Here is a 24,825-nt window from a genome sequence, read left to right on the forward strand (position 1 = left end):
TGCCTGATAAACCACAGTGCCTGGGTTGGGAGTGCTGCGCACTCCAGCGGGAGCAAGCTCCCTCGCCACAAAAGCTTAATCACTGACCCTCCCCAGCACGATCCGCCCACTGGAGCAGGCGGCCGCCTCATTGCGGTAGGCGAAGTACAACTTGCCGCGCTCCTGGTCGAACCGCAGGTGCAGTTCGATCCGGTCATCCGGGCGTACCAGTTGCTGGAACTTCAGCACTTCCATCCCGGCGAACGGCCCCGGCAGCTTGAGCAGTTGCTGGCCCAGGCTCAGCGCCCAATCCACTTGCACCACACCCGGTAGCACCGGGGTTTGCGGGAAGTGGCCGCTGAAGTAGGCGAGGTCCGGCGGGATCGCCAGTTGCAGGGTCCATTCACCGTTGGCTTCGACTTGTTCCAGTACTTCCGGGGCTTTCGGGCGCGGTGCCAGCAGCAGGGCTTCGACGTCGGCCTGGGGCAGCTTGCCTTGGGTGTTCAGCGGCAATTGGCGCAACAGGCGCCAGCGGCGGGGCAGGGCCAGGGCTTCGCAGTGTTGGCTCAAGTGCTGGCGCAGGGTTTGGGTGACGGTGCGTCGGCCCTGGTTACGCAGGGCATGCAAGCCGTCTGCGCTGAGCACCACGAGGGCGCCGAGTGAGGCGCGGTTTTCCTGCACCACGCCCAGGCGCGTTTCGGCGACCCAGGCATGGTCCATCAGCGCTTGTTCGAGCATCGGCAGGGAGATGCGTTTTTCCTCCAGCTTGACGATGCGGTCCAGGCGGCCGAGCAATTCGAAGCGGCCGTCGGCGTGGATGGTGGCGGCGTCGGCGGTCTGTTCGACATGGCCGGCGGGCAGGTATGGCGAGGCGATGCGCAAGGCGCCGTCGGCGTCCTGGCTCAGTTGCACGTCGGCAAACGGCTGCCACGGTTGTTCGCCCTGGCGCCAGGCGATACCACCGGTTTCCGAGCTGCCGAGGATTTCCGTCGGCCATTGCTGCAGGCGCTGATGCAGGCTGCCGGCGGCCTCAAGGGGCAAGGCGCCGCCGGAGGAAAACACCCGTTTGACCGGTGTAAGCGCTGGCCAGTCGAGGTTGTCACCCATGCGCTTGAGGAGCGCCGGGCTGGCGACCCAGGCAAATTGCGCATGCTCGCGGCTGGCGCGCTGCAAGTCCTCGGGAAATGCCAACTGTTGGCGCACAAAGGTGCGCCCGGCACACAACGGCCACAGCACCCGAAACAGCAAGCCATAGATATGCTGGGTGGCGACGCTGCCGATGATGCACGCCTCGCCCAGGTCGGCGCCCCACAAGGTTTCCAGCGCCTGGACTTCATTGGCCATCTGCCGCAGGGTTTTGTCGATGCGCTTGGGTTCGCCGCTGGAGCCGGAGGTGCACAGGCTCAGGCAGCAGGCGTCCAGGTCCAGGGCCGCGGCGCTTAATGGCGCTTGATACAGCGCATCCAGGTCGCCAGCTTTGGTCAGCCAGGCATCGACGACATCATCCCAGCGTTGGCGCGTTTGCGGTTGCAGGTCAGCGGGCAACAACACGCTGACGCCTGCACGCCATGCACCCAGCAGCGCGATCGCCAGCAAGCCGGCATCTTCCAGGTACACCGCCAGGCGCTGGATGCCCCGGGCTTGCAACCCGGCGGCCAGGCTCAGGGACTTCTCCCACAGGTGTGGGTGATCCAGGGCAGGTTCGGTGGTCACCAAACGCTGCTCCACAGGCTCAAGCAGCAAGTGCTCAAGATTCAACCAATTCATACGCGGCCTCGAACCCTTTGTCGTACCAGCCATTCCACGGCAAACAACAGCCCCATCAGCCCGTAGGCGATCATGCCGTTGTACAACGTCCACCAGCTCAGCGGCGCCCACAGGGTGAGCGCGGCGGCGAGCAGGCCGTTACACAGGAAAAATACACTCCACACCACGGTGACCTGGCGGGTATACACAATCGCTTCTTCGGGCAGTTGCGGCTCGCTCATGCGCGCCAGGCGCTCGACCATCGGCGGCCCGTATTTCAGGCTCAGGCCGAACAGTGCCAGCATGAAGGCGCTGACCAGGCTCGGGTACCAGCGCAGCATCTGCGGGTTGTCGAACCAGGCGAGCAACAGGCAAAAGACGATGATCGCCGCCGCCATCCAGCGGCTGCCCGGGCGCCTGGCGCCGGTCAGGGCGCGCAACAGCCACAGGCTGCCCAGCAGCAGGCCAAATTGCCACGGGGCAAAATGCTCAGTGCCGTAATACACCGCAAAAGGGTACAGCAGCCCCGCCAGCAACAGGCCAAGGCCGATCAGCCGGCTCATGCGGCCGGTTGAACCAGACGGTAGACCGCCTCGACCACGTCATTCACGGTACGCACGGCCTTGAACTCTTCGGCGGCGATTTTCTTGCCGGTCTGGCGCTTGATGTGGTCGATCAGGTCCACTGCATCAATGCTGTCGATTTCCAGGTCCTGGTACAGGTTGGCGTCGAGCGTGACGCGTTCCGGTTCCAGTTCAAACAGTTCCACCAGGGCGTCGCGCAAGGTGTTGAAAATATCGTCACGAGTTTGCATGGTACGGTCTCAAGCTGCCTGTCGGGCCGTGACGAACGCCGCGAGGCTGGCCACGTTGGTGAAGTGATTGCGGGTGTCCTTGGCGTCGGCATCGATCTTGATGCCGTACTTTTTCTGGATCGCCAGGCCCAATTCCAGGGCGTCGACTGAATCCAGGCCAAGGCCTTCGCCGAACAGGGTTTGCTCGTTGCCGATGTCGCTCTCGCTGATGTCTTCTAGGCCCAGGGCCTCGATGATCAGCGTTTTTATGTCGTGCTCAAGGCGGTGTTGGTCGCTCATCTTCGGCGAGCTCCTTAATAAAATACTGGTGCAGGTAATCGTTGAGCTTGCGTGATGCCTGGGGCGCGGGCCCTTGTGCGGCAAACGCCTGTGGTTCTATATCGGCACCCACGCGCAAACTGAAGTGAAAGCGGCGATTCGGGATGCGATACCAGGGTTCGGCCTTGGTCAGGGTGGTGGGGCTGACCTTGATCACTACCGGAGTGATGATGCTCGCACCGCGCAGGGCAATGGCGGCGGCGCCGCGATGAAAGGTCGGCGCCTGGCCCGGTGAGGTGCGGGTGCCTTCCGGGAAAATGATCAGGGTCTGGCCGTCCCGCAGAGCATCGGCGGCGGCGTCGAGCATGTCGGCGCTGCCGTCGTTGCTGATGTAGCCGGCGTCGCGCACCGGGCCCCGGGTGAAGGGGTTCTGCCACAGGCTCTGCTTGACCACGCAGTTGGTCTGGCGCATCTGGGCGATCAGGAACACCACATCCACCAGCGATGGGTGGTTGGCGATGATCATCTGGCCCGGGCGGCCGAGCTTTTCCGCGCCTTCGACGCTGTAGGTCAGGATGCCCAGGCGCATCATCATGCGGATAAACAACCAGAACAGGCAGCTGATGGTGTGGCGGGCGCGTCGCTGATGCTGTTTGGCATCACCCGGCAGGCAACTGAGCAGCGGAAACACCAGGACACGCAGGCACAGGCCGCCGAGGCCAAACAGGGCGAAGGCGGTGGCAGTGGCGAACAGGCGCCAGTAGTAGGCCTTCCGAGGCTTTTCGGTCAGGACTTGCGTTGCCAGTTCCATACTCGGTTCTTCCAGGCATGTTGGCAGGCGCCCTCTTCGTTCAGCAGGGTGCGCAGCAGGTTCAGGGCGTGGGGCCACTGGGCTTTGGTGGTGGGTTGGACAGCGGCTGTATTCAGTTCCAGCTGCCACTCGTCGCCCGGTGTCAGCAGCAGGCCGAGGGCGTAGGGGAAGGGCACGTCCTCGATCCAGCGCGCATAGGCTTCGGGGGGCTGTTCCTCGGTAATGATCAGCAATACAGCCGGTGCGCCTTCATTGAGCAGGGCAGCGGCTTCGAGCATGCCGTGCTCCAGGCCATCGCCGGCGGCGGCGAGGGCGGTCATTTCACTGGTTTCATTGCGCAGGATCGACCACAGGCCAATCACCGCGTTATGCACCGACAGGCTGAACTGGGTCGGCGACAGGGGCTCGTCGTTGGCCAGGTCGCTGAGAATATCGAGGGTGCGTGGGGTTTCGCCGTGACGGGAAACAAACACCAATGGCAACTGTTGCAAGCCTTCGGCCAGGGGCCAGCCCACACTGAAGGCCATGCGCGCCAGGCGGCTCAGGCGCCGGCGCTGCATGGCCGGCAGGAAGGACACATCGGGTGCCGCGTCGCTGCGGGCGAGCAATGTCGGCTGCCGGCACCAGGTGCGCCAGTCGTCCGCGCTTTCGAGCCCGGGAGCCCAGGCGCGCCATTGGGCGATGTTGAAATTGATCACTGAGAAGTTATCCCGCCCCTGCGGGCTTCCTTGTGCGGCCATTGGCCCCGAATACCGGGACAGGGTGCAATCGCCGAATGGCGCGCATTATCCCGGTGCTGCGGGGTTCTAGCAAACTTTGGTAAAGAATTGTTCACGGATGATTACAAATTCGCTGGAAAGAATTACCGATTGTCCATCATGCAGGTAGGGCGGCAGGTGTCAGGCAATTCCTGCTTTGTCGGACAGACGGGAAATTGTTATGCGAGATAGAGCCTCTGATGCTGTAGTACAGGAACAAACGAGGTAGCTAACGGGCGCTTTTGCCCTCTACACTCGGGTCATTCATTGATACACGGAGGTTTTTCCATGCGGCGCGTGGTGTTCAACCAAAAAGGCGGTGTTGGCAAGTCCAGCATTGCCTGCAACCTGGCGGCGGTCAGCGCCAGCGAAGGCTATCGAACCCTGTTGGTGGACCTCGATGCCCAGGCTAACTCTACCCAGTACCTCACCGGGCTGACCGGCGACGATATCCCCATGGGAATCGCCGACTTCTTCAAGCAAACCCTGTCTTCCGGGCCGTTTTCGAAGAAGAACCAGGTGGATATCTACGAAACCCCGTTCGACAACCTGCACGTCATCACCGCCACCGCGGAACTGGCCGACTTGCAGCCCAAGCTCGAGGCCAAGCACAAGATCAACAAGCTGCGAAAGCTGCTGGATGAATTGAGCGAGGACTACGACCGGATCTACCTGGATACGCCGCCGGCGCTGAACTTTTATGCCGTTTCAGCGCTGATTGCCGCTGATCGCGTGCTGATCCCCTTCGATTGCGACAGCTTCTCCCGCCAGGCGCTGTATGGCCTGCTGGCAGAGATTGAAGAATTGAAGGAAGACCACAACGAAGGGCTGGAAGTGGAAGGCATCGTGGTCAACCAGTTCCAGGCCCGGGCGAGCCTGCCGCAGCAGATGCTGGATGAATTGATTGCCGAAGGTTTGCCGGTACTGCCGGTGTACCTCACCAGTTCGGTGCGCATGCGTGAATCGCACCAGGCGAACATGCCGCTGATCCACCTGGACCCACGGCACAAGCTGACACAGCAGTTTGTGGAGTTGCATAACTTGCTGGAAAACGCGTGATTTAGCAGGCAACACATCACCCATGTGGGAGCGGGCTTGCTCGCGAATGCGGTGGATCAGTCGAATTCTCTATTGACTGACTCACCGCATTCGCGAGCAAGCCCGCTCCCACATTTGGTCTTTGTTTCTACAGGGAAATCGTCGTCTTGCGCCGTTGCCTACAGTTACGCCAGAATCCGCCGGCTTGTGCGTCTGGATGGGCGTCTCTAAGGTTGCTCGGTCGCTGAATTCTCAGTGATCGGGTTTAGTAGCCCGAGTGTTTGTCGTTAAGTGCATAAGCTTCATCTTTCAGGCGCTGAGTCTGTGCTTGATGGTAGCTGTGCGTAGGGCGTCTTCGGGCGCGCCGGCTTCGACATTTCCCGGTCTACTAACCTGCGTACAGCTGCCACCCTAATTCGTTTAGTAGCGATCAGATGGCGGCTCCAATCAGGAATGTCGACCATGTTTAAAGCTACTCCAAATCCCCCGTCGTACCTTTTTACAGTCAGCCCCGGCCAAGCCACCGAAACCCTGATCCTCAATACCTACGAAACCTTCTCCTCAGTCACCACCCTCTTGCTCGACCTTTCCGACGACCTCACCGGCAAGCAGCGCGATGTCGCGTTGGCCATTCATCAATTGAGCGAATTGGGCGTATTGCTGATGGGGCAGGTGATGGACCGGGGCGTCCCGCTACCTCAAACGCCGTGACTGCGCAGCCAGCTCATCAACTGCGGTAACGGAAACGCACCGCTCTGACGCGCCACTTCCCGGCCATTCTTGAACAGGATCAGGCTGGGAATCGAGCGAATCCCCAACTGAGCGGATAACTGCTGATTGGCCTCGCTATCGAGCTTGGCCAATCGACACTTCCCGGCCAACTGCCCGGCGGCCTGCTCAAACACCGGCGCAAACGACTTGCACGGCCCGCACCATTCGGCCCACACATCCACCAGCAACGGCAGGTCGCCCTTGATCTGGCTGGCGTAATCGCCCTGTTTCAGCTCAAAGGGTTTGCTTAACAGCACCGGTTGCTTGCAGCGCCCGCATTTAGGCGCATCGCCCAGGCGTTCATTGGGGATGCGGTTAAGACCGTTGCAGTGGGGGCAGGGGATTACTAGAGAGTCGGACATGCTGGGCTCCGTGAAAGTGGCCAATGGGTTCTATTTGGAGCCGGGAAGGGTGTTTATCAAGGTTCGACGCTAGTGACGTACGCGTTCACATTTTTGGTGGTGACTTCTATCGCGGCGTATCTAGGCTGTTGAAGGGTGCTTGGAATTGCGCCACTGGTCCGCCAAGGAATATCGCAGATTGCGATATTTTTTCGGCAAGACTAACCTTCATAGCAAGATGCGATAAGGATGTTGCATGCGAGTGATCAGCGAAAAAAGGATATGGGAAGCGAAAGAAAGATGGCCGCATTCAGCCACGGCACTGGATGAGTGGTATCGCAGAATGAAACGCAACAGTCCCGCCGACTTTGCGTCGATGAAAGGAATGTTCCCTGCAACAGACAAAGTCGGGCAGTTCCATGTGTTTGACATCGGGGGCAATAAGCTGAGGTTGATTGCCTTCGTGCATTACCAAGTACAACGAATTTATATCAAGTACCTGTTCGATCACCGTGAATATGAGCAAGGTAAATGGAAGGAGAAAATCAGATGAGCGCACTCATCAGGCAGGCTGCCGAACACTGGCAATTTGTTTCGCCATTGCTGCGCAAGCCAAGAAACGAGGCGGACTACGATACCTTGGTCAGCGCCCTCGACGAATTGCTGGACCTGATAGGCGAAGATGAATCCAGCCCGCTCATGAGCCTGGTGGATATCCTCAGTGACTGGATCGAGGCCTACGATCTCGAGCACCGGCCGATGCCCGTTGCCAGTGGCGTTGAAGTGCTACGTTCAATGATGCGAGAGCATGGCTTGACCCAAAGTGATCTCCCGGGCGTTGGTGCGCAGTCGGTTGTCTCTGAAGTACTTAGTGGCAAACGCCAGCTCAACCTGCGGCAGATTCGTTGGCTGGCGGAGCGCTTTGGGGTTTCAGTGGAGACCTTTATCTAGGTCGCGCTATGAAGAACAACTAATCTCCAAATGCTTCCCCCAATCCGGCGGCCGCTGAGCGTATTGCTCCATCCCCGGCTGCTCTTCAAACGGTTTGCTCAGCACTTCATGCAGCCGGCGCACTTCGCTGTAATCCCCAAGCTCCGCCGCCTGGATGGCGTTCTGCGCCAGGTAGTTGCGCAGGATATAAAGCGGATTCACCCCATGCATCCGCTCACGTCGCTGTTCTTCTGTGCCGCCGGCGTCGCGTTCCACACGGGCTTTGTACAGGTCCGCCCACTCATCAAATCCCTTGAGGTCGACAAAATCGTCGCGCAACCGCGCCACGGCCAATGCGGCGGATTCATCCCCCAGCCGGCGGAAGAACAGGGTGTAGTCGACGCCGCTGTTCTGCATCAGTTGCAGCAGGCGCTCCACCAGTTTCTGGTCGTCATCTTCGGCGGTGGTGAGGCCCAGTCGGCGGCGCATCAGGTCCAGGTAGTGGGCCTGGAACAACGGCAGATACAGCCCCAGCGTTTCCCGCAGCGCCTCGACGCTGATAAACGGCGTCAACGCCTGGGCCAGTGCGCTCAGGTTCCACTGCCCGATCGGCACCTGGTTGCTGAAGGAATAACGCCCTTCATGGTCGGAGTGGTTGCAGACGAACTGCGCGTCGAAATCGTCCAGGAACGCAAACGGCCCGAAGTCGAAGGTGATGCCGAGGATCGACATGTTGTCGGTGTTCATCACTCCATGGCAGAACCCATAGGCCTGCCACTTGGCGATCAACTCGGCATTACGCTCGACGATTTCGCGGAACATCGCCAGGTACGGCTCGGGCTGTTCCATGCATTCCGGGAAGTGCAGGGACAGCACGTGCTCCGCCAATTGCTTCTGCAATTCAGGCTTCTTGGTGTAGTAGAAATATTCGAAATGCCCAAAGCGCACGTGGCTGTGGGCCAGGCGCAGCACCATGGCGGCGCGCTCCTGTTTCTCGCGCCACACCGGCGTGGTGGAACCGATCACACACAGCGCACGACTGCTGGGAATGCCCAGCGCATGCAGTGCTTCCGACGCCAGAAACTCGCGAATCGACGAGCGCAACACCGCACGACCATCGCCCATGCGCGAGTACGGAGTTTGCCCGGCACCCTTGAGGTGCAGGTCCCAATGCTCGCCGGCCTGGTTGTACACCTCGCCCAGCAACAATCCGCGGCCATCCCCCAGTTGCGGGTTGTACGAGCCAAACTGATGCCCGGAATAGATCATCGCCCGCGGCTCGGCCTCGGCCCACAGCTTGTGCCCGCCGAACAGCTCGGCAAACACCGGCGTTTCGGCCACGGCGGGGTCGAGATCCAGCAGCGCCATGGCTGCCTCGCTCGCCACCACTAAACGCGGTTCGTCGATGGGCTCGGGCAGCACATGGGTTGAGAAACCGTCGCCCAGGCGGGCGAAGCGGTTGTCGAAGGTCAGTTCGTCGAGGGCTTTCAACGGCCATCTCCTGAGCAGAATGTCCGACCATTCTGCTGGGGAGAGCGCGTTTAGTCGAGTTTGGCGGGCGGCGGCTCGGGCAGGTCCTGGTCCTGGGCGGGCGGCAGGATGGTCCGGTTTTCTTCTTCCACCGGCACCAGCTTGTATTCCTGGCCATGCAGGTTCTTCAGGTAAACCTCCATCTGCCGGAACGAGATGTTGATGTGGTGGTTCTTGAACTCGCGGTTGATGAAGCGGTTGACCTCATCGATCACCGGGTTGCGATCGCCCAGATCCCGCACATGCATGCGCAGTTCGTGATCGAGGGTGCTTTCACCGAAGTTGAGGAAGTACACGTGGGGTGCCGGGTCTTTCAGCACGCGAGGGTTTTCTGCGGCGGCCCTGAGCAGCAATTCCTTCACCAGGTCCAGGTCCGAGCCGTAGTCCACGCCCAGTTTCAGGGTAACCCGGGTGATGGTGTCGGTCAGCGACCAGTTGATCAGTTGCCCGGTGATGAACGTCTTGTTCGGGACAATGATGTCCTTGCGGTCGAAGTCGGTGATGGTGGTGGCACGGATGCGGATCTTGCTCACCGTGCCCGACAGGTTGCCGATGGTGATGGTGTCGCCGATCCGTACCGGGCGCTCGAACAGGATCATGATGCCGGAGATGAAGTTGGCGAAGATTTCCTGCATCCCGAAACCCAACCCCACCGACAGCGCGGCCACCAGCCATTGCAACTTGTCCCAGCTCACGCCGAGGGTCGACAGGGTGGAGACAAACCCGACGCCGGCAATCACATAGGACAGCAAGGTGGTGGTGGCGTAGGCGCTGCCCTGGGCTAGGTCGAGCTTGGACAGCACCAACACTTCCAGCAGGCCGGGCAGGTTGCGCGCCAGGGCGAAGGTGATGCCGATGATGATCAGGGCGCCGAGCAAGTCGCCGATGCTGATGGGCACCATGCTGATATTGGCGCCGGTGCCGCTGGTGTATTCGTAGAGGGTGACGTTGTCCAGGTAGGAAAACACCGAGATCAAGTCGGACCACACCCAGTACAACGCAGCGATAAAGCCGCCCAGCAGCGCCAGGCGAATCAGGCGCATCGACTGTTCGTTGACCTGTTCGATGTCCAGGGTCGGCTCTTCGATCACTGCTTCACCCTCACCGGCTTCCTTGGCGGCCTGGCGTTTGGCCAGGGCCCGCGCATAGGCCAGGCGCCGTGCCGCAACGCCCAGGCCACGTACGAAGGTGGCTTCGATCACCAGCCAGAACATCAGCAGGTACAAGGTGTTGATCAGCCGGTCGCTGAGCTTGAGGGCGGTGTAGTAGTAGCCAAAGCATACGGCGATAAACAGCGCCACCGGCAGTGCCGTAAACACCAGGCCCACGGCCTTGCGAAACAGCGAGGCTTTTTCATGAGTCGGGCTGTTGAGCAGCAGGCGCCCGAGCAGCCACGCCATCAGTGCGTAGCAGGTCAGTACCACGCCGATGCCCAGCACATCGTCGGCCAGCGCTGCCGGCTGATGCTCGGCGATGGCCACCACGGCCACCAACGCCAGTACCACGAGCCCGAGCTTGCGTACCCAGCCCTGGAGGAATTCGACCTGGGGTTTTTCCCAGCGGAAGTGCAACTCGGCGACGCCGCCGGGCGCGAGGATCCGATACGCGGTGTAGAACACCAGCCACGCCTGGGCGATCTGCAGCAGGGCGGCGCCGAGGTTGGCGTTTTGCCCGCGGGCGTCGATCTGCAGCGCATAGCCGCAGAGTGCCAGGCCCAGGGCCACCGGCATCGCCAGCGCGATATTCACCAGGATCGCCACCGGCGTGTGCCACTGGCTGTCGCGTTTGAAGTGGCCGATGTCCATATGGATTTTTTTCAGCCGGGCATACAGGTAGCTGCGACGCCACAGCAGCGCGCCGATCAACAACAGCAGGGGCAGGAACAGCAGCGGGCGCTGGGTCAGGCCGTCATACAGCTCGCTGACGCTGGAGGCCCACGGCAGGGTATTGACCTGTTTGCTCAAGTGCGCCGGTACGGTTTCCAGCCATTCGGTATCCAGCGGCTTGTTGCTGGGAATCCAGAACATCTGTTCGTCGAGGGTCGCCCGCAAGGTGGTGGCAGTGCTCAGCAGTTGTTTCTGGTTCAGTTGCAGGGTGATGGATTCGTTGAGCAGTGCGCTCAGTTCCCGGCTCAAGCGTTCCAGCAGGTCGCTGCGGGTGATCGCCAGTTCCAGCAGGGTGCGCCGCAGTTGTGGCGTCACCTGGTCGGCCGGCTGGTTGGCCAGCAAGCTGTCGACGTAGGTGCTCGGGGTGCTGATCAGTTCGCGCTGCTGGTTGACCTCGAACTGGTACAGGCGAATGTTGGCGATGTCATCCGCCAGGTCGCGGTCCACGGTCAGGCGCGGGAGGGCCTGCTTCTGTTTGTAGAGGATCTTGGACAGTAGCAGGCTGCCCTTGAGCACGTTGATCTGCTCGTCCAGCGCCGAGTCGCTTTGGGTCACGCTGTCCAGTTGCTGCTTGGTTTGCAGGTTTTTCTGGGTCAGCTCGTTGAGCCGGTCAGTGCTTTTGAGCAGGTAGTCGGACAGTTTCAGGTTGGCCGCGCTTTCCGTGGCGAGCAGGCTGCTGCCACCGGCCTTCTGGGCTTCGATGGACTGCTGGGTCACGGTTTCCTGGGACTGGGCCAGGCGTTTCTGGTTGATCAGGGTTTGCAGGTCCTGGATTTCCTGCTCCAGGCGCGCGGTCTTTTCCAGCACCAGGTCGTGCTGGCTGTTGCCCAGGTCTTGCAGTTGGCTGTTGCCGGCCAGTTCCTGGCGGCGCAGGGGAATCAGGGCGTTGAGGGCGGCCAACTCGGCATTCAGCTGGTTGCGCTGGTCGCCGCTGAGGGTCTTGCCGTTGTCCTTGCCTGCCTTGAGAGTCGCGTTGATCTGCTGGATACGTGTCTGGCTGCTGCTGATTTCGGTCTGGGCGCGCTCGGGACGGGTCTGGGCCGCGATGGTCAGGCTGTTGGCGTCGGCCAGTTCCTTTTGCAGGTCGCCTTGCTGGGTGGTGCGCTGCACCAGCAGTTGTTCAAGTTGCGGCACCGGCAAGGTGGCGTAGCGCTGGGCGACCGGAATCACCTTGGTGGCCTTGAGGCGAGTCAGTTCGCGCTGGTTGTCGACGGTCTCGCGCGGCGCGTCTTCGAGCTGGCGCTTGAGGTCCACCAGGCGCTGCTGGTAGTCCTGCTGGTTGCCCAGGAAGGTGAGCGTTTGCTGCAGGATGCTTTGCAGCGCCTTCATGTCGGCGTCGGGCAGTTTGCGGTCCGGCAGCTTGTCCAGGGTTTGCTGGACGGAATCGATGCTGGGCGGGTCGGCCGCGTGTACGGTGCCGACGCAGAGAGTCAGGCCCAGCAGGGCAGTGGCGAGAAAAGTGCGCAGGGTTGTCATAGAGACCGGTCGAGCAAGGTGAAAAATAGGGGGCGTCCCGACATCGACTGGCGCGCCGTCGCCCCGCAGTTTAGAGGAAGAGTCCGGGGCCCGGGCGACTTCCTTCGGGGAATCTGACGCCGACTTTGCCGATCTTGTTCCCGTCCATGACCGCGACGGTCCAAATGGTGTTGTTCCATTCCACCTGGTCGCCGACGACCGGCGCACCGCCGACTTTCTGGGTGATGAAACGACTCAGTGGCATGTCCGGGTCGATGCCCTCGAGCTTGAGCCCGTACAGGGCCGAAACCGCGCCCAGCTGGGCGTCGCCTTCCAGGACGAAGTCACCGAAGAAGCGCAGGTCGAGGCCCCGTTGTGGTGCCTGGCTGAACAGTTTGCCGAGGGCCGGCAAGTTGTGTTCATGGCCGATTACGCACAGCAGATCGTCGACTTCGAGCACTGTACTACCCGACGGATGGAGCAGTTGCTGGCCACGAAACAGCGCGGCGATCCGCGTGCCTTCGGGCATTTTCAGCTCCCGCAGGGCGGCGCCGATGCACCATTTCTCGGCGCCCAGGCGGTAGACGAACAGCTCCCACTCGCTGGTGACGTGCACTTCCAGGGCCGCCCGGGAAATCGGCGCCGGCTCTGGCGGTACCGTCACTTTCAACAGTTTGGCGACCCACGGCAGGCTCGTACCCTGCACCAGCAACGACACCAGCACGATAAAGAACGCCAGGTTGAAGTAAAGCTGCGCGTGGGGCAGGCCGGCCATCAGCGGGAACACCGCCAGAATGATCGGTACCGCACCGCGCAGGCCGACCCAGGCGATAAAGGCTTTCTCTCGGCCATGGAAGGCCTTGAACGGCAACAGGCCGACGATCACCGACAGCGGCCGTGCGAAGAGAATCATCCACAGCGCCAGGCCCAGAGCCGGCAGCGCGATGGGCAGCAAATCATGGGGCGTGACCAGCAGGCCCAGCACCAGGAACATGCCGATCTGTGCCAGCCAGGCCATGCCGTCGAGCATATGCAAAATGCCGTGCCGGCTGCGCACCGGGCGGTTGCCGATCACCAGGCCGCACAGGTAAACGGCGAGGAAGCCGCTGCCGTGCAGGGCGTTGGTCAGGGCGAACACGAAAAGGCCGCCGGAAATCACCAGGATCGGGTACAGGCCGTTGGCCAGGTTGATCCGGTTGACCATCTGCAGCATCAACCAGCCGCCGCCCAGGCCGATGATGCCGCCGATGCCGAACTCGCGGATCAGGTGGCCCAGCAGGCTCCAGTGCAGGCCGGTCTGGCCGCTGGCGAGCATGTCGATCAGGGTGACGGTGAGGAACACCGCCATCGGGTCGTTGCTGCCGGATTCGATTTCCAGGCTGGCGGTGACCCGTTCGTTCAGGCCTTTGCCGCCCAGCAGCGAGAACACCGCTGCGGCGTCCGTGGAGCCGACGATGGCGCCGATCAGCAGGCCTTGAATGATGTTGAGGTTGAACAGCCAGGCGGCTGCCATGCCGGTGAGGCCGGTGGTGATCAGCACCCCGACCGTCGCCAGGGACAACGCAGGCCAGAGGGCTACACGGAAACTGGCTACCCGCGTTCGCAGTCCGCCGTCGAGCAGGATCACGGCCAGGGCGAGGTTGCCCACGAGGTAGGCAGTCGGGTAGTTATCGAAGATGATGCCGCCGCCGTCGACGCCGGCGATCATGCCCACGGCCAGGATGATTACCAGGATCGGAATCCCCAGGCGGGACGAAAGAGAACTCACCAGAATGCTCGCACCTACCAGCAACGCGCCGATCAAGAACAGGCTGTTGATGGTCGTCGCATTCAAAGGCAGTACTCCATGAGCAGGAAAGACGAGGCGCAAACTGACCATGCAGTCTGCGTGCCAGCGATTCTAACCTGTTGAATTGCTGTGCTGTCAAAAAGGTTTTGAATGGCTGGCGCATATTCAATGTGGGAGCGGGCTTGCTCGCGAAAGCGGTGTGTCAGTCGCGTTATGCGTAGCTGATCCACCGCATTCGCGAGCAAGCCCGCTCCCACATTTTTAGCCCTGCGGTATCCGTTAAAGCCTGAACCGCCCCACCATCCCGTTCAAATCCACCGCCAACCGCGACAGCTCACTGCTCGCCGCACTGGTCTGGCTGGCGCCGGTTGCCGACTGCACCGACAAGTCACGAATATTCACCAGGTTGCGATCCACTTCCCGCGCCACCTGCGCCTGCTCTTCGGCGGCACTGGCGATCACCAGGTTGCGCTCGTTGATTTCAACGATGGCAGTGTTGATGGTGTCCAGCGACATCCCCGCACCCTTGGCGATGTTCAACGTCGATTCCGCCCGCTCGGTGCTGTTGCGCATCGAATCCACTGCATGCTCGGTACCGGCCTGAATGCTGCCGATCATCCGCTCGATTTCGCTGGTGGACTGTTGGGTGCGGTGGGCCAGGGCCCGCACCTCATCCGCCACCACCGCAAAACCACGCCCGGCTTCACCGGCACGCGCCGCTTCAATCGCGGCGTTCAGGGCCAGCAGGTTGGTCTGGTCAGCCAAACCACGAATCACGTCCAGCACCTTGCCGATGTCCCGGGACTCTTCCGCCAGGTTGCCGATCAAGGTGGCAGTGGCTTGCACGTCGCTGCTCATGCGTTCAATGGCGCTGACGGTTTCCTGCACCAAATCACGTCCATCGCCCGCAGACGACGTGGCGTTCTTCGAGGCTTCGGAAGTGCTGACCGCGTTGCGGGCCACTTCTTCAACCGCGCTGGTCATCTCGTTCACCGCCGTGGCGGCCTGTTCGATTTCGTTGTTTTGCTGGGTCAGGCCACGGGCGCTTTCGTCGGTCACGGCATTCAGCTCTTCCGCGGCGGAGGCCAATTGGGTGGCCGAGCCGGAAATGCGCTGCAAGGTGTCCTTCAATTTGTCCTGCATCTTGGCCATTGCCAACAGTAGTCGGCCGGCTTCGTCGTTGCCTTCCACCTTGATCGGGCGCGTCAGGTTGCCTTCGGCGATTTCCTCGGCGGCATCCAGGGCCTGGGCGATTGGCTGGGTAATGCTGCGGGTCAGCAGCCAGGCGAACAGCATGGTCAATGCAGTGGCGAGGATCAGCAGGATCACCACCAGCTCAAACGCCATGTCGTACTGGTCGGCAGCTTGCTGGTTGGTGGCCAGCGCCATCTTGTTGTTGATGTCCAGCAGGCGGTTCAGTACGGCGTTGACCTGATCCGAGTTGTTCAGCAGCTCGGTATTCAGCAGCGTGCGCAGCTCTTCCACCTGATTGGCCCGTGACAGGCTCTTCATGCGCTCTTCAATCTGATGGTACTGGGCCAGCAGACGCACGTATTCATCGTAGGCAGCACGTTCTTCGCTGCTGTCGATCAACTTCTCGTAGACCGCCTGGGCCGTACGAATCTGCTGATTGCGCACGTCAAAAGACTCAAGGGTCTTTTGCTGGACGTCAGGCTCGCGGTTGGTCAGCAGGCGATACGACAGCACCCGCAGGCGCAGGGTCAGTTGAGTGAACTCGTCCAGGGCGCGAATGCTCGGTACGCTGCTAAGGGTGATGTCTTCCGTCGCCGCACGGATCTTGCTCATCTGGTTCAGGGCGAACACACCGAGAAACAACATCAGCGCGCCAATCAACGCGAAGCCGAGAAAGGCCCGCGGCGCGATATTCATATTACGAAGAGACATGTTGTGATCCTGGGGAGAAGCGCGATCCATGCGGGGTTTGAGCGGGGTGTCCATGACCTATCGGTCATACGACTAAAGTCTTGAGGGGGTGCGCGCTTTTGTCGCAGATCGGGGCGGGCCGACGGGATTCAGGAACCAGATGCCATAAATGCAGTCACTAAGGCTCGAAAGCGTGGCCTGCCCTGTAAAATCAAGGCCCCGCGCCAGGGATAACCCTGGCATCCGAGGTGAATTTTCTTTATCGTCACCGCCCTTTGAAAAAGCCCGAGAAATCAAAATGTTAGAAGCATCCCTCAGCCAATTGGAACAACTGGTCAGCGACCTGGTACAGCAGAACCAGGATCTACTGGGCACCAACGAATCCCTCAAGGCCGAACTGGCTCGCGCCAAGGATGAAAACGACAGCTTGCAGCTGAACCTGATGGAACAGGAAGAAAAGCAGGGCGCCACCGCTGCCCGTATCCAGGCGTTGGTTGAGCGTGTGAGCGCAGGTCCTGTCAGCGCATGAATGAAGGGATAAAGGTCGTTTCGATTCTCGGTGAGGATTACTCGATCAAGGCACCGGAAGGGGAAGACAACACCCTGATGAGCGCCGTGACGATGCTCAAGGCATCCCTGGCCACCACCAAGAAAAAGTACCCGACGCTGATCGGTGACAAGCTATTGGTGCTGGCGGCGCTGAACCTGTGCGCCGAGCAGATCGAAATGCAAAAGCACCACCAGCAGGAACTCGACCGTTACCAAGAGCAAGTCAGCGCCACGGTCGAGGTGATTTCCAAGGCAATCGGAACGCCTTAGAACCACTCATCCTGCATCCCCAGGCACGTGTCATCGCGTGCCTCGAGAATCGCCAGTTCATGATGGCAGCCCGGTATTTCCCACGTCAGGAAGTACCGGGCGGCCTGGAGCTTGCCCTTATAGAAGGCGACATCGGCAGCATTGCCCCTGGCCAGCCCTTCCTCGGCGCGAATTGCCTGTTCCAGCCAGCGCCAGCCAATCACCGTATGCCCGAACACCTTCAGGTACAGCGCCGAATTCGCCAGGCTGCTGTTGACCTTGCCCTGGGCGAGATCCGTCAGCAGGCCGAGGGTGACCGCTTGCAGGCGCGCCACCAGTTGTTCCAGCGGTTCCCGCAAGGCATTCAGCGACGGATACTCCTGTGCCCGTGCGCCGGTCTCGGCGATCAGGCGGATCAGTTGCTTCAAGCCCGCACCGCCGTTCTGCGCCAGCTTGCGCCCGAGCAAGTCCAGCGACTGAATGCCGTGGGTGCCTTCATGGATCGGGTTCAGGCGGTTGTCGCGGTAGTACTGTTCCACCGGGTATTCGCGGGTGTAGCCGTGGCCGCCGAGGATCTGGATCGCCAGTTCGTTGGCCTTCAGGCAAAACTCCGATGGCCAGGATTTGACGATCGGCGTCAGCAGGTCCAGCAGTTCGTGGGCCTGTTTGCGCTCGGCTTCGTTAGGCAGAGTAGTGGTGTCATCGAACAACCGTGCGGCGTACAAGCCAAGGTCGAAGGCGCCTTCCACGTAGGCTTTTTGGGTCAACAGCATGCGTTTGATATCGGCGTGCTGGATGATCGACACCGGCGCGGTGTTGGGATCCTTGCTGTCGGGCAGGCGGCCTTGGGGACGTTCACGGGCATATTCCAGGGAGTACAGGTAGCCGGCGTAACCCAGCATCACCGCGCCCATGCCCACGCCGATCCGCGCTTCGTTCATCATCTGGAACATGCAACTCAGGCCCTGATGCGGCTGGCCCACCAGGTAGCCGACGCACTCGCCGTTATCGCCGAAATTCAACGCGGTCGAGGTGGTGCCACGCCAGCCCATCTTGTGAAACAGCCCGGCCAGCAGCACATCGTTGCGCTTGCCCAGGCTGCCGTCGTCGTTGACCAGGAACTTGGGCACGATAAACAGCGAAATGCCCTTCACCCCGGCAGGTGCGTCCGGCAGCTTGGCCAGCACCATGTGCACGATGTTCTCCGACAGCGGGTGATCGCCGCCGGAGATGAAGATCTTGTTGCCCTTGAGGCGATAGCTGCCGTCAGCCGCCGGCTCTGCGCGGGTACGAATATCCGACAGCGATGAGCCCGCATGGGGCTCGGTCAGCGCCATGGTGCCAAAGAAGCGGCCTTCGATCATCGGTTGCAGGAAGCGTTGTTTCTGCTCCTCGGTGCCGAAGCTCTCGATCAGGTTGGCGGCGCCCATGGTCAGGAACGGGTAGGACGTGGATGCGGCGTTGGCCGACTGGAAGTGGGCGAAACACGCCTGGGAGAGCAGGGTGGGCAGTTGCATGCCACCGGCTTCGAAGCTGCGGGCGGCGTTGAGAAAACCGGCTTCGAGGAAGGCATCTACTGCCGGTTTCACCTCGGGAATCAGAATCGCCTGACCGTTTTCGTAGCGTGGCTCGTTCTCGTCGCCCTTGCGGTTATGCGGGGCGAAGAACTTCTCGGCAATGCTGCGGGCGGTGCCGATGGCGGCGTCGAAGGTTTCACGGTTGTGTTCGGCAAACCGCTCGCGCTGGGTCAGGCCCTCGGCATCGAGGACTTCGTACAGCTCGAAAGCCAGATTGCGGGAACTGAGCAGCGTCTCGGACATGGCGGCTTACCTGTGTGGGAATGGGCCTGAGTCTAAGTGCGCAAATAGAGGCTGGATAGCAAGATTGATCTGGGTGATGGAGGGGCAAAACAACAGCGGTGAGTTGCAAACACGGTCAGTGTGGGAGCGGGCTTGCTCGCGAATGCGGTGGATCAGTCAGTACATCTGGCGACTGACACTGCGCATTCGCGAGCAAGCCCGCTCCCACATTTTGACCGCGTTTCGTCAGTTAGCCGATGGTCATCAGGCTGGCATTACCACCCGCAGCAGCAGTGTTGACGCTCAACGCCCGTTCGATCACCAGGCGCTCCAGGGCGATCCCGGTTTCGCCCGAAGACAAACCGTGAACCCCGACAATCGCCCCGCCACGCTTGGCCACTTGCTGGCAAACCCCGCGCAGTTGGTCGGAATCACCGTGATGCAGCACGGCATCAAACACGGTTTCATCCTTGGTCCAGTCAGCCACCCGCGTGATCTTCGCCTGAATATCCTTCGGCAAGCGTGCGAACACGGCCTTGGTCAACTCAGTTTCCGGCCATACCGCCGAGCCGCCGACTGCCAGCACGGCCGCCAGTTGCGTCAGCAGGTCGCCTTCCACTTCCGCCAGGCACAACACGTGCTCGCGGGGCAGGATGGCGTAGCTGTTGCGCTCGCCGGTCGGGCCGGCCAGTTGGCGGGTGATACCGCTTTGGGATTGCACGGCGAACTGCACGCACAGGGCGCTCAAGTCGCTCAGCTTGTTGCTGTCGGCCCAGGCTTTCAGGGCGGTCAGCGGCTTGCTCATGGCATCCCGCAGGCGAACATCCGGTGCGGCCAGTGCATCACCACGGACGAAGGATTGCTCGATGGCGTCCGTAGGACGGGTCGACAGCAAACGGTACAGATACAGCGGGCCGCCAGCTTTCGGGCCAGTGCCCGACAAGCCTTCGCCACCGAACGGCTGCACACCGACCACGGCGCCCACGATGTTGCGGTTAACGTAGACGTTACCGGCATGGACGTTGTCGATCACCTTGGCGATGGTCTCGTCGATGCGGGTGTGCACGCCCAGGGTCAGGCCATAGCCGGAGGCATTGATCTGGCCGATAAGCTGGTCGATCTCTTTGCGCTTGTAGCGCACCACGTGCAGCACCGGGCCGAAGATCTCCCGTTGCAGTTCGTCGAAGCTTTCCAGTTCGATCAGGGTTGGCATCACGAAGGTGCCGCGCTTGATCTCTTCGCTATCGGCAATGGCGACCTGGTAAACGTTGCGGCCTTTGTCGCGCATGGCCTGGATATGTTTCTCGATGCCAGCCTTGGCTTCGGCGTCGATCACCGGGCCGATATCCACCGACAGGCGCTCCGGGTTGCCGAGGCGGCATTCAGCCATGGCACCTTTAAGCATTTCGATGACGCGGTCAGCGGAATCTTCCTGCAAGCACAGTACGCGCAGGGCCGAGCAACGTTGGCCGGCACTGTCGAAGGCCGAGGACACTACGTCGATCACCACTTGTTCGGTGAGCGCCGAGGAGTCGACGATCATTGCGTTCTGGCCACCGGTTTCGGCGATCAGCGGAATCGGACGACCCTGTGCATCCAGACGGCCGGCGACACTGCGTTGCAGCAAGCGCGCAACCTCGGTGGAACCGGTGAACATCACGCCCTTGACGCGATCATCACCCACCAGGCGCGCACCGACGGTTTCGCCCTGGCCCGGCAGCAGTTGCAGCACGCCTTCCGGAATCCCGGCTTCCAGCAGCAGGCGCACGGCTTGTGCGGCCACCAGCGGTGTTTGCTCGGCAGGCTTGGCCAGTACCGGGTTGCCGGCGGCCAGTGCAGCGGCGACCTGGCCACTGAAGATCGCCAGCGGGAAGTTCCACGGGCTGATGCACACCACCGGACCCAGCGGGCGGTGAGCGTCGTTGGTGAAATCGTTGCGAGCCTGCACCGCGTAGTAACGCAGGAAGTCCACGGCTTCACGCACTTCGGCGATGGCGTTGGCGAAGGTCTTGCCGGCTTCGCGGGCCAGCAGGCCCATCAGCGGCTGGATCTCGCCTTCCATCAAATCGGCGGCACGTTCCAGGATCGCGGCGCGTTCGGCGGGCGGGGTGGCCTGCCAGATTGGCGCAGCGTTCAGGGCGCACTGGATGGCGTTGTCGACGTCTTCGACAGTTGCTTCCTGTACGTGGCCAACCACATCACGCAGATCCGACGGGTTCAACACCGGTGCAGCCGCTTCATTGCTGGAAGCGCAACCGAGCATCGGCGCGGCTTTCCAGTTGTTATGCGCGGTAGCCAGCAAGGCGCAGGACAGCGACGCCAGGCGGTGTTCGTTGGCCAGGTCGATACCGGCAGAGTTGGCGCGCTCGGCACCATACAGGTCACGCGGCAGCGGGATACGCGGGTGCGGCAGGCCGAAGCCGCCTTCCAGCGTCGCCATCTGCTCGATGCTGGCCACTGGATCGGCCACCAGCTCCTGGATCGAGATGGATTGGTCGGCAATACGGTTGACGAACGAGGTGTTGGCGCCGTTTTCCAGCAAGCGACGCACCAGGTAAGCCAGCAGTGTTTCGTGGGTGCCGACGGGTGCGTACACGCGGCACGGACGGTTCAGCTTGCCTTCGGAGACCTTGCCTACAACCTGCTCGTACAGAGGCTCGCCCATGCCGTGCAGGCATTGGAACTCGTACTGGCCGGGGTAATAGTTCTGACCGGCAATATGGTAAATCGCCGACAAGGTGTGAGCGTTGTGGGTGGCGAACTGCGGGTAGATAACTTCCGGTACCGAAAGCAGTTTGCGTGCGCAGGCAATGTAGGAAACGTCGGTGTACACCTTGCGGGTGTACACCGGATAGCCTTCCAGGCCTTCGACCTGGGCGCGCTTGATTTCGCTGTCCCAGTACGCGCCTTTTACCAGGCGGATCATCAGGCGGTGGCGGCTGCGGCGTGCCAGGTCGATCACGTAGTCGATCACATACGGGCAACGCTTCTGGTAAGCCTGGATCACAAAACCGATACCGTTCCAGCCCGTCAGTTGCGGCTCGAAGCACAGTCGTTCCAGCAGGTCGAGGGACAGCTCCAGGCGATCGGCTTCTTCGGCGTCGATGTTCAGGCCGATGTCGTACTGCTTGGCCAGCAGGGTCAGCGACAGCAGGCGCGGGTACAACTCGTCCATCACGCGCTCGTACTGCGCACGGCTGTAACGCGGGTGCAGGGCCGAGAGCTTGATGGAAATGCCCGGGCCTTCATAAATCCCGCGACCGTGGGACGCCTTGCCGATCGAGTGGATGGCTTGTTCGTACGAGGCCAGGTATTTCTGGGCGTCATGTTCGGTAAGTGCGGCTTCACCGAGCATGTCGTAGGAATAGCGGAAGCCCTTGGCTTCGAACTTGCTCGCATTGGCCAGGGCTTCGGCGATGGTTTCACCGGTGACGAACTGCTCGCCCATCAGGCGCATGGCCATGTCGACGCCCTTGCGGATCATCGGCTCGCCGCTCTTGCCGATGATGCGGCTCAGGGACGAGGTCAGGCCGGCTTCGTTGTGGGTGGCGACCAGTTTGCCGGTCAGCAACAGGCCCCAGGTGGCGGCGTTGACGAACAGCGACGGGCTGTTGCCCAGGTGCGGGTGCCAGTTGCCGGTGCTGATCTTGTCGCGGATCAGTGCGTCGCGGGTGCCCTTGTCGGGGATGCGCAGCAGCGCTTCGGCGAGGCACATCAGCGCTACGCCTTCCTGGGACGACAGGGAGAATTCCTGCAGCAGGCCCTGGACGATGCCTGCACGGCCGCCGGCGCTTTTCTGATTGCGCAGTTTCTCGGCGATCGAAGAGGCGAGCTTGTTGGTGGCCTCGGCCATTGCCGCGGGCAGGCGAGCCTGCTCGATCAGCATCGGCACCACTTCCGGCTCCGGGCGACGGTAAGCGGCGGTGATCGAGGCGCGCAGTACGGATTGCGGCAGGATGCTTTCGGCAAATTCCAGGAAGCACTGGTGGGCGTGGTCGGTCTGGACCTCGCCGGCCTCTTCCGCGTCCTTGCTGCCCAGGCCGTTGAGCTCGGCCAGGGTTGCACCACCCTCGAGTTTCTCCAGGTAATTGAAAATCGCCTGCTTGATCAGCCAGTGCGGCGTGCGATCAATGGAGGTCGCGGCCGCCTTCAGGCGCTCGCGGGTCGGGTCGTCAAGTTTGACCCCAAGGGTGGTCGTAGCCATCTTTTTATCCTCATGGGTGCCACTACTGCGTGGCATCAGCTGGCGGCAAGATTAGCTTTGCGCCGAGAGAGGTGCAACCGGGTGCAACCCTTTTTATCCATGAATTTTTTGATGCTGATCGGGAAAAATTATCGTCACAGCCGAATCGGCTGCGCCTTGATGCATTTGCTTCTGACTTTGGCTGCTCTTGCTCCGAAAAGGAGCAAAAACACGGTGTTTTCCACAAAAAACATCGAGGTGCAACTTATTCTCAAGAAACTGGTTGCACCTTATTTGCTTTGTTGAATAGCATTCGCGCCCAAGGTGCAACCTCTTACTGACGGTTCATCGGCTGATGGCTTTCCTGGGGAAACGTCAGTCATAAATGCGCGGCGCCAGGCTTCGTCTATCCACTAGCAAAGTGGATGGCCGTCCGGACAGACCGCCGCTACATAAAAACAAAGCCAGGGCGTAACTCAATGAGCGTAAGTAATCCTACCCTGATCACATTTGTGATCTATATCGCTGCCATGGTGCTGATCGGCTTCATGGCCTATCGCTCCACCAACAACCTTTCCGACTACATCCTCGGCGGTCGCAGCCTCGGCAGCGTGGTTACCGCGCTTTCGGCCGGTGCCTCGGACATGAGCGGCTGGTTGCTGATGGGCTTGCCCGGCGCGATCTACATGTCTGGCCTGTCGGAAAGCTGGATCGCCATCGGCCTGATCGTCGGTGCCTACCTGAACTGGCTGTTTGTAGCCGGCCGCCTGCGGGTGCAGACCGAGCACAACGGCGACGCCCTGACCCTGCCGGATTACTTCTCCAGCCGTTTCGAAGATAAAAGCGGCCTGCTGCGAATCATCTCTGCGGTGGTGATCCTGGTGTTCTTCACCATCTACTGCGCTTCCGGCATCGTGGCTGGCGCCCGTCTGTTTGAAAGCACCTTCGGCATGTCCTACGAGACCGCGCTGTGGGCCGGTGCTGCCGCAACCATTGCCTACACCTTCGTCGGTGGTTTCCTGGCCGTGAGCTGGACCGACACCGTGCAAGCCACGCTGATGATCTTCGCCTTGTTGCTGACCCCGATCATCGTGCTGCTGGCCACCGGTGGCGTCGACACCACCTTCCTGGCGATCGAAGCGCAGAACCCTGACAACTTCAACATGCTGAAAAACACCACCTTCATCGGCATCATTTCGCTGATGGGCTGGGGCCTGGGTTACTTCGGCCAGCCGCACATCCTCGCGCGTTTCATGGCGGCGGATTCGGTGAAATCGATTGCCAATGCCCGTCGTATCTCCATGACCTGGATGATCCTGTGCCTGGGCGGCACCGTGGCGGTGGGCTTCTTCGGTATCGCCTACTTCTCGGCGCACCCGGAAGTCGCCGGTCCCGTGACCGAGAACCACGAGCGTGTGTTCATCGAGCTGGCCAAGCTGCTCTTCAACCCATGGATTGCCGGTGTGCTGCTGTCGGCCATCCTGGCGGCGGTAATGAGCACCCTGAGCTGCCAGTTGCTGGTGTGCTCCAGTGCCCTCACCGAAGACTTCTACAAAACCTTCCTGCGTAAAAACGCCTCCCAGGTCGAGCTGGTATGGGTCGGTCGCGCCATGGTGCTGTTGGTGGCGCTGATTGCCATCGCCATGGCCGCCAACCCGGAAAACCGCGTACTGGGCCTGGTGAGCTACGCCTGGGCCGGTTTCGGTGCTGCGTTCGGTCCTGTGGTACTGATCTCCGTACTGTGGAAAGGCATGACGCGTAATGGCGCATTGGCCGGCATCCTGGTGGGTGCGATCACCGTGATCGTGTGGAAGCACTTCAGCCTGTTTGGCCTGTACGAAATCATCCCGGGCTTCATCTTCGCCAGCCTGGCGATCTACTTCGTGAGCAAGCTGGGCGCTCCGACGGCTGGCATGCTTCAGCGGTTTGACGCAGCCGAGGCGGATTACAACCTCAACAAGTAATCGGCGGGGGCTTGAATGCCCGCTGAAGTGAAAACGGCCCGCATCTTTTGGATGACGGGCCGTTTTTTTGCCTTCCAGATCTCGCAGTGTT

The 24,825-nt window shown here is 61.2% G+C and carries 21 protein-coding genes; 8 read left to right on the forward strand and 13 right to left on the reverse strand.

All coding sequences use genetic code 11. The features are described 5' to 3' along the window. Window positions 1-75: 75 nt before the first annotated feature. Genes ACIOMR_RS23620 through ACIOMR_RS23645 form a run of 6 tightly spaced genes read right to left on the reverse strand, consistent with a single transcriptional unit; the run spans window position 76 to window position 4,306 of the window. Window positions 76-1,746: an acyl-CoA synthetase family protein gene (locus ACIOMR_RS23620; RefSeq protein WP_301049692.1), complete on the reverse strand. Its 1,671-nt coding sequence runs from the start codon at window positions 1,744-1,746 to the stop codon at window positions 76-78. After that, window positions 1,743-2,288 (reverse strand): membrane protein, encoded by a 546-nt coding sequence (locus ACIOMR_RS23625; protein ID WP_008439202.1) that lies wholly within the window; start codon window positions 2,286-2,288, stop codon window positions 1,743-1,745. Before ACIOMR_RS23625 ends, ACIOMR_RS23620 begins: the two co-directional genes overlap by 4 nt. Further along, a complete protein-coding gene (locus ACIOMR_RS23630; RefSeq protein WP_003209389.1) occupies window positions 2,285-2,539 on the reverse strand; it encodes an acyl carrier protein in 255 nt (84 codons plus the stop codon). Before ACIOMR_RS23630 ends, ACIOMR_RS23625 begins: the two co-directional genes overlap by 4 nt. Window positions 2,540-2,548: 9 nt before the next feature. Next, window positions 2,549-2,818: a phosphopantetheine-binding protein gene (locus ACIOMR_RS23635; RefSeq protein ID WP_008439197.1), complete on the reverse strand. Its 270-nt coding sequence runs from the start codon at window positions 2,816-2,818 to the stop codon at window positions 2,549-2,551. After that, window positions 2,796-3,608: a 1-acyl-sn-glycerol-3-phosphate acyltransferase gene (locus ACIOMR_RS23640; RefSeq protein WP_008439194.1), complete on the reverse strand. Its 813-nt coding sequence runs from the start codon at window positions 3,606-3,608 to the stop codon at window positions 2,796-2,798. Before ACIOMR_RS23640 ends, ACIOMR_RS23635 begins: the two co-directional genes overlap by 23 nt. Further along, window positions 3,584-4,306, reverse strand: coding sequence for a beta-ketoacyl synthase chain length factor (locus ACIOMR_RS23645; RefSeq protein WP_177049099.1), 723 nt, complete (start codon window positions 4,304-4,306; stop codon window positions 3,584-3,586). Before ACIOMR_RS23645 ends, ACIOMR_RS23640 begins: the two co-directional genes overlap by 25 nt. A gap of 348 nt (window positions 4,307-4,654) precedes the next feature. Here ACIOMR_RS23645 and ACIOMR_RS23650 point away from each other — a divergent pair, with 348 nt between their 5' ends. Next, window positions 4,655-5,425 carry a ParA family protein gene (locus ACIOMR_RS23650; RefSeq protein ID WP_003209397.1) on the forward strand — a complete coding sequence of 257 codons (771 nt, stop codon included), beginning with the start codon at window positions 4,655-4,657 and terminating at the stop codon, window positions 5,423-5,425. A gap of 441 nt (window positions 5,426-5,866) precedes the next feature. Continuing rightward, on the forward strand, window positions 5,867-6,115 hold the full coding sequence (locus tag ACIOMR_RS23655) for a DUF6124 family protein (protein WP_003209399.1): 249 nt from the start codon (window positions 5,867-5,869) through the stop codon (window positions 6,113-6,115). On the opposite strand, the gene trxC is transcribed toward ACIOMR_RS23655, so the two are convergent. After that, a complete protein-coding gene (gene trxC / locus ACIOMR_RS23660; RefSeq protein WP_401196676.1) occupies window positions 6,103-6,537 on the reverse strand; it encodes a thioredoxin TrxC in 435 nt (144 codons plus the stop codon). The genes ACIOMR_RS23655 and trxC overlap by 13 nt on opposite strands. Before the next feature lie 235 nt (window positions 6,538-6,772). Between trxC and ACIOMR_RS23665 the strand changes: the two genes are divergently transcribed. Then, window positions 6,773-7,069, forward strand: a complete 297-nt coding sequence (locus ACIOMR_RS23665; RefSeq protein WP_093202502.1) for a type II toxin-antitoxin system HigB family toxin — start codon at window positions 6,773-6,775, stop codon at window positions 7,067-7,069. Continuing rightward, on the forward strand, window positions 7,066-7,467 hold the full coding sequence (locus ACIOMR_RS23670; RefSeq protein WP_008439186.1) for a type II toxin-antitoxin system HigA family antitoxin: 402 nt from the start codon (window positions 7,066-7,068) through the stop codon (window positions 7,465-7,467). Before ACIOMR_RS23665 ends, ACIOMR_RS23670 begins: the two co-directional genes overlap by 4 nt. A gap of 6 nt (window positions 7,468-7,473) precedes the next feature. On the opposite strand, the gene selO is transcribed toward ACIOMR_RS23670, so the two are convergent. The 4 genes from selO to ACIOMR_RS23690 all read right to left on the reverse strand — a co-directional run bounded on the left by selO (window position 7,474) and on the right by ACIOMR_RS23690 (window position 16,011). Then, a complete protein-coding gene (selO, locus tag ACIOMR_RS23675) occupies window positions 7,474-8,937 on the reverse strand; it encodes a protein adenylyltransferase SelO (protein ID WP_134325621.1) in 1,464 nt (487 codons plus the stop codon). Window positions 8,938-8,987: 50 nt separating this feature from the next. Next, window positions 8,988-12,338: a mechanosensitive channel MscK gene (mscK, locus tag ACIOMR_RS23680; protein ID WP_401196681.1), complete on the reverse strand. Its 3,351-nt coding sequence runs from the start codon at window positions 12,336-12,338 to the stop codon at window positions 8,988-8,990. Window positions 12,339-12,408: 70 nt separating this feature from the next. Next, a complete protein-coding gene (locus ACIOMR_RS23685) occupies window positions 12,409-14,151 on the reverse strand; it encodes a potassium/proton antiporter (RefSeq protein WP_003209410.1) in 1,743 nt (580 codons plus the stop codon). 234 nt (window positions 14,152-14,385) lie between these two features. Beyond that, entirely contained in the window at window positions 14,386-16,011 is a 1,626-nt protein-coding gene (locus tag ACIOMR_RS23690) for a methyl-accepting chemotaxis protein (protein WP_177028666.1), read from the reverse strand. Between the two features lie 277 nt (window positions 16,012-16,288). Between ACIOMR_RS23690 and ACIOMR_RS23695 the strand changes: the two genes are divergently transcribed. Together ACIOMR_RS23695 and ACIOMR_RS23700 are read left to right on the forward strand one after the other, a co-directional pair. Further along, window positions 16,289-16,519: a hypothetical protein gene (locus ACIOMR_RS23695; RefSeq protein WP_003209413.1), complete on the forward strand. Its 231-nt coding sequence runs from the start codon at window positions 16,289-16,291 to the stop codon at window positions 16,517-16,519. After that, window positions 16,516-16,809 (forward strand): cell division protein ZapA, encoded by a 294-nt coding sequence (locus tag ACIOMR_RS23700; RefSeq protein ID WP_003209415.1) that lies wholly within the window; start codon window positions 16,516-16,518, stop codon window positions 16,807-16,809. Before ACIOMR_RS23695 ends, ACIOMR_RS23700 begins: the two co-directional genes overlap by 4 nt. Here the strand turns inward: ACIOMR_RS23700 and ACIOMR_RS23705 are convergent. Then, window positions 16,806-18,608 (reverse strand): acyl-CoA dehydrogenase, encoded by a 1,803-nt coding sequence (locus ACIOMR_RS23705; RefSeq protein WP_401196686.1) that lies wholly within the window; start codon window positions 18,606-18,608, stop codon window positions 16,806-16,808. The two genes, ACIOMR_RS23700 and ACIOMR_RS23705, sit on opposite strands and share 4 nt — an antisense overlap. A gap of 229 nt (window positions 18,609-18,837) precedes the next feature. Continuing rightward, complete coding sequence (putA, locus tag ACIOMR_RS23710; RefSeq protein ID WP_401196689.1) at window positions 18,838-22,791, reverse strand: trifunctional transcriptional regulator/proline dehydrogenase/L-glutamate gamma-semialdehyde dehydrogenase; 3,954 nt, start codon at window positions 22,789-22,791, stop codon at window positions 18,838-18,840. A 29-nt stretch (window positions 22,792-22,820) separates the two neighbouring features. On the opposite strand from putA, the gene ACIOMR_RS23715 reads away from it, so the two are divergent. Together ACIOMR_RS23715 and putP are read left to right on the forward strand one after the other, a co-directional pair. Further along, window positions 22,821-23,111 (forward strand): hypothetical protein, encoded by a 291-nt coding sequence (locus ACIOMR_RS23715; RefSeq protein ID WP_401196691.1) that lies wholly within the window; start codon window positions 22,821-22,823, stop codon window positions 23,109-23,111. 138 nt (window positions 23,112-23,249) lie between these two features. After that, window positions 23,250-24,734 carry a sodium/proline symporter PutP gene (gene putP, locus ACIOMR_RS23720; RefSeq protein ID WP_003209422.1) on the forward strand — a complete coding sequence of 495 codons (1,485 nt, stop codon included), beginning with the start codon at window positions 23,250-23,252 and terminating at the stop codon, window positions 24,732-24,734. The last annotated feature ends 91 nt before the right edge of the window (window positions 24,735-24,825 follow it).

This window comes from Pseudomonas sp. NPDC087814 (genome assembly GCF_044742865.1).
GTDB lineage: Bacteria > Pseudomonadota > Gammaproteobacteria > Pseudomonadales > Pseudomonadaceae > Aquipseudomonas.

Coding starts and splice junctions, on each gene's coding strand:
- ACIOMR_RS23620 (WP_301049692.1), bottom strand. CDS start 1,746: ATGAATTGGTTGAATCTTGAGCACTTGCTGCTTGAGCCTGTGGAGCAG.
- ACIOMR_RS23625 (WP_008439202.1), bottom strand. CDS start 2,288: ATGAGCCGGCTGATCGGCCTTGGCCTGTTGCTGGCGGGGCTGCTGTAC.
- ACIOMR_RS23630 (WP_003209389.1), bottom strand. CDS start 2,539: ATGCAAACTCGTGACGATATTTTCAACACCTTGCGCGACGCCCTGGTG.
- ACIOMR_RS23635 (WP_008439197.1), bottom strand. CDS start 2,818: ATGAGCGACCAACACCGCCTTGAGCACGACATAAAAACGCTGATCATC.
- ACIOMR_RS23640 (WP_008439194.1), bottom strand. CDS start 3,608: ATGGAACTGGCAACGCAAGTCCTGACCGAAAAGCCTCGGAAGGCCTAC.
- ACIOMR_RS23650 (WP_003209397.1), top strand. CDS start 4,655: ATGCGGCGCGTGGTGTTCAACCAAAAAGGCGGTGTTGGCAAGTCCAGC.
- ACIOMR_RS23655 (WP_003209399.1), top strand. CDS start 5,867: ATGTTTAAAGCTACTCCAAATCCCCCGTCGTACCTTTTTACAGTCAGC.
- trxC (WP_401196676.1), bottom strand. CDS start 6,537: ATGTCCGACTCTCTAGTAATCCCCTGCCCCCACTGCAACGGTCTTAAC.
- ACIOMR_RS23665 (WP_093202502.1), top strand. CDS start 6,773: ATGCGAGTGATCAGCGAAAAAAGGATATGGGAAGCGAAAGAAAGATGG.
- ACIOMR_RS23670 (WP_008439186.1), top strand. CDS start 7,066: ATGAGCGCACTCATCAGGCAGGCTGCCGAACACTGGCAATTTGTTTCG.
- mscK (WP_401196681.1), bottom strand. CDS start 12,338: ATGACAACCCTGCGCACTTTTCTCGCCACTGCCCTGCTGGGCCTGACT.
- ACIOMR_RS23690 (WP_177028666.1), bottom strand. CDS start 16,011: ATGTCTCTTCGTAATATGAATATCGCGCCGCGGGCCTTTCTCGGCTTC.
- ACIOMR_RS23695 (WP_003209413.1), top strand. CDS start 16,289: ATGTTAGAAGCATCCCTCAGCCAATTGGAACAACTGGTCAGCGACCTG.
- ACIOMR_RS23700 (WP_003209415.1), top strand. CDS start 16,516: ATGAATGAAGGGATAAAGGTCGTTTCGATTCTCGGTGAGGATTACTCG.
- ACIOMR_RS23705 (WP_401196686.1), bottom strand. CDS start 18,608: ATGTCCGAGACGCTGCTCAGTTCCCGCAATCTGGCTTTCGAGCTGTAC.
- putA (WP_401196689.1), bottom strand. CDS start 22,791: ATGGCTACGACCACCCTTGGGGTCAAACTTGACGACCCGACCCGCGAG.
- putP (WP_003209422.1), top strand. CDS start 23,250: ATGAGCGTAAGTAATCCTACCCTGATCACATTTGTGATCTATATCGCT.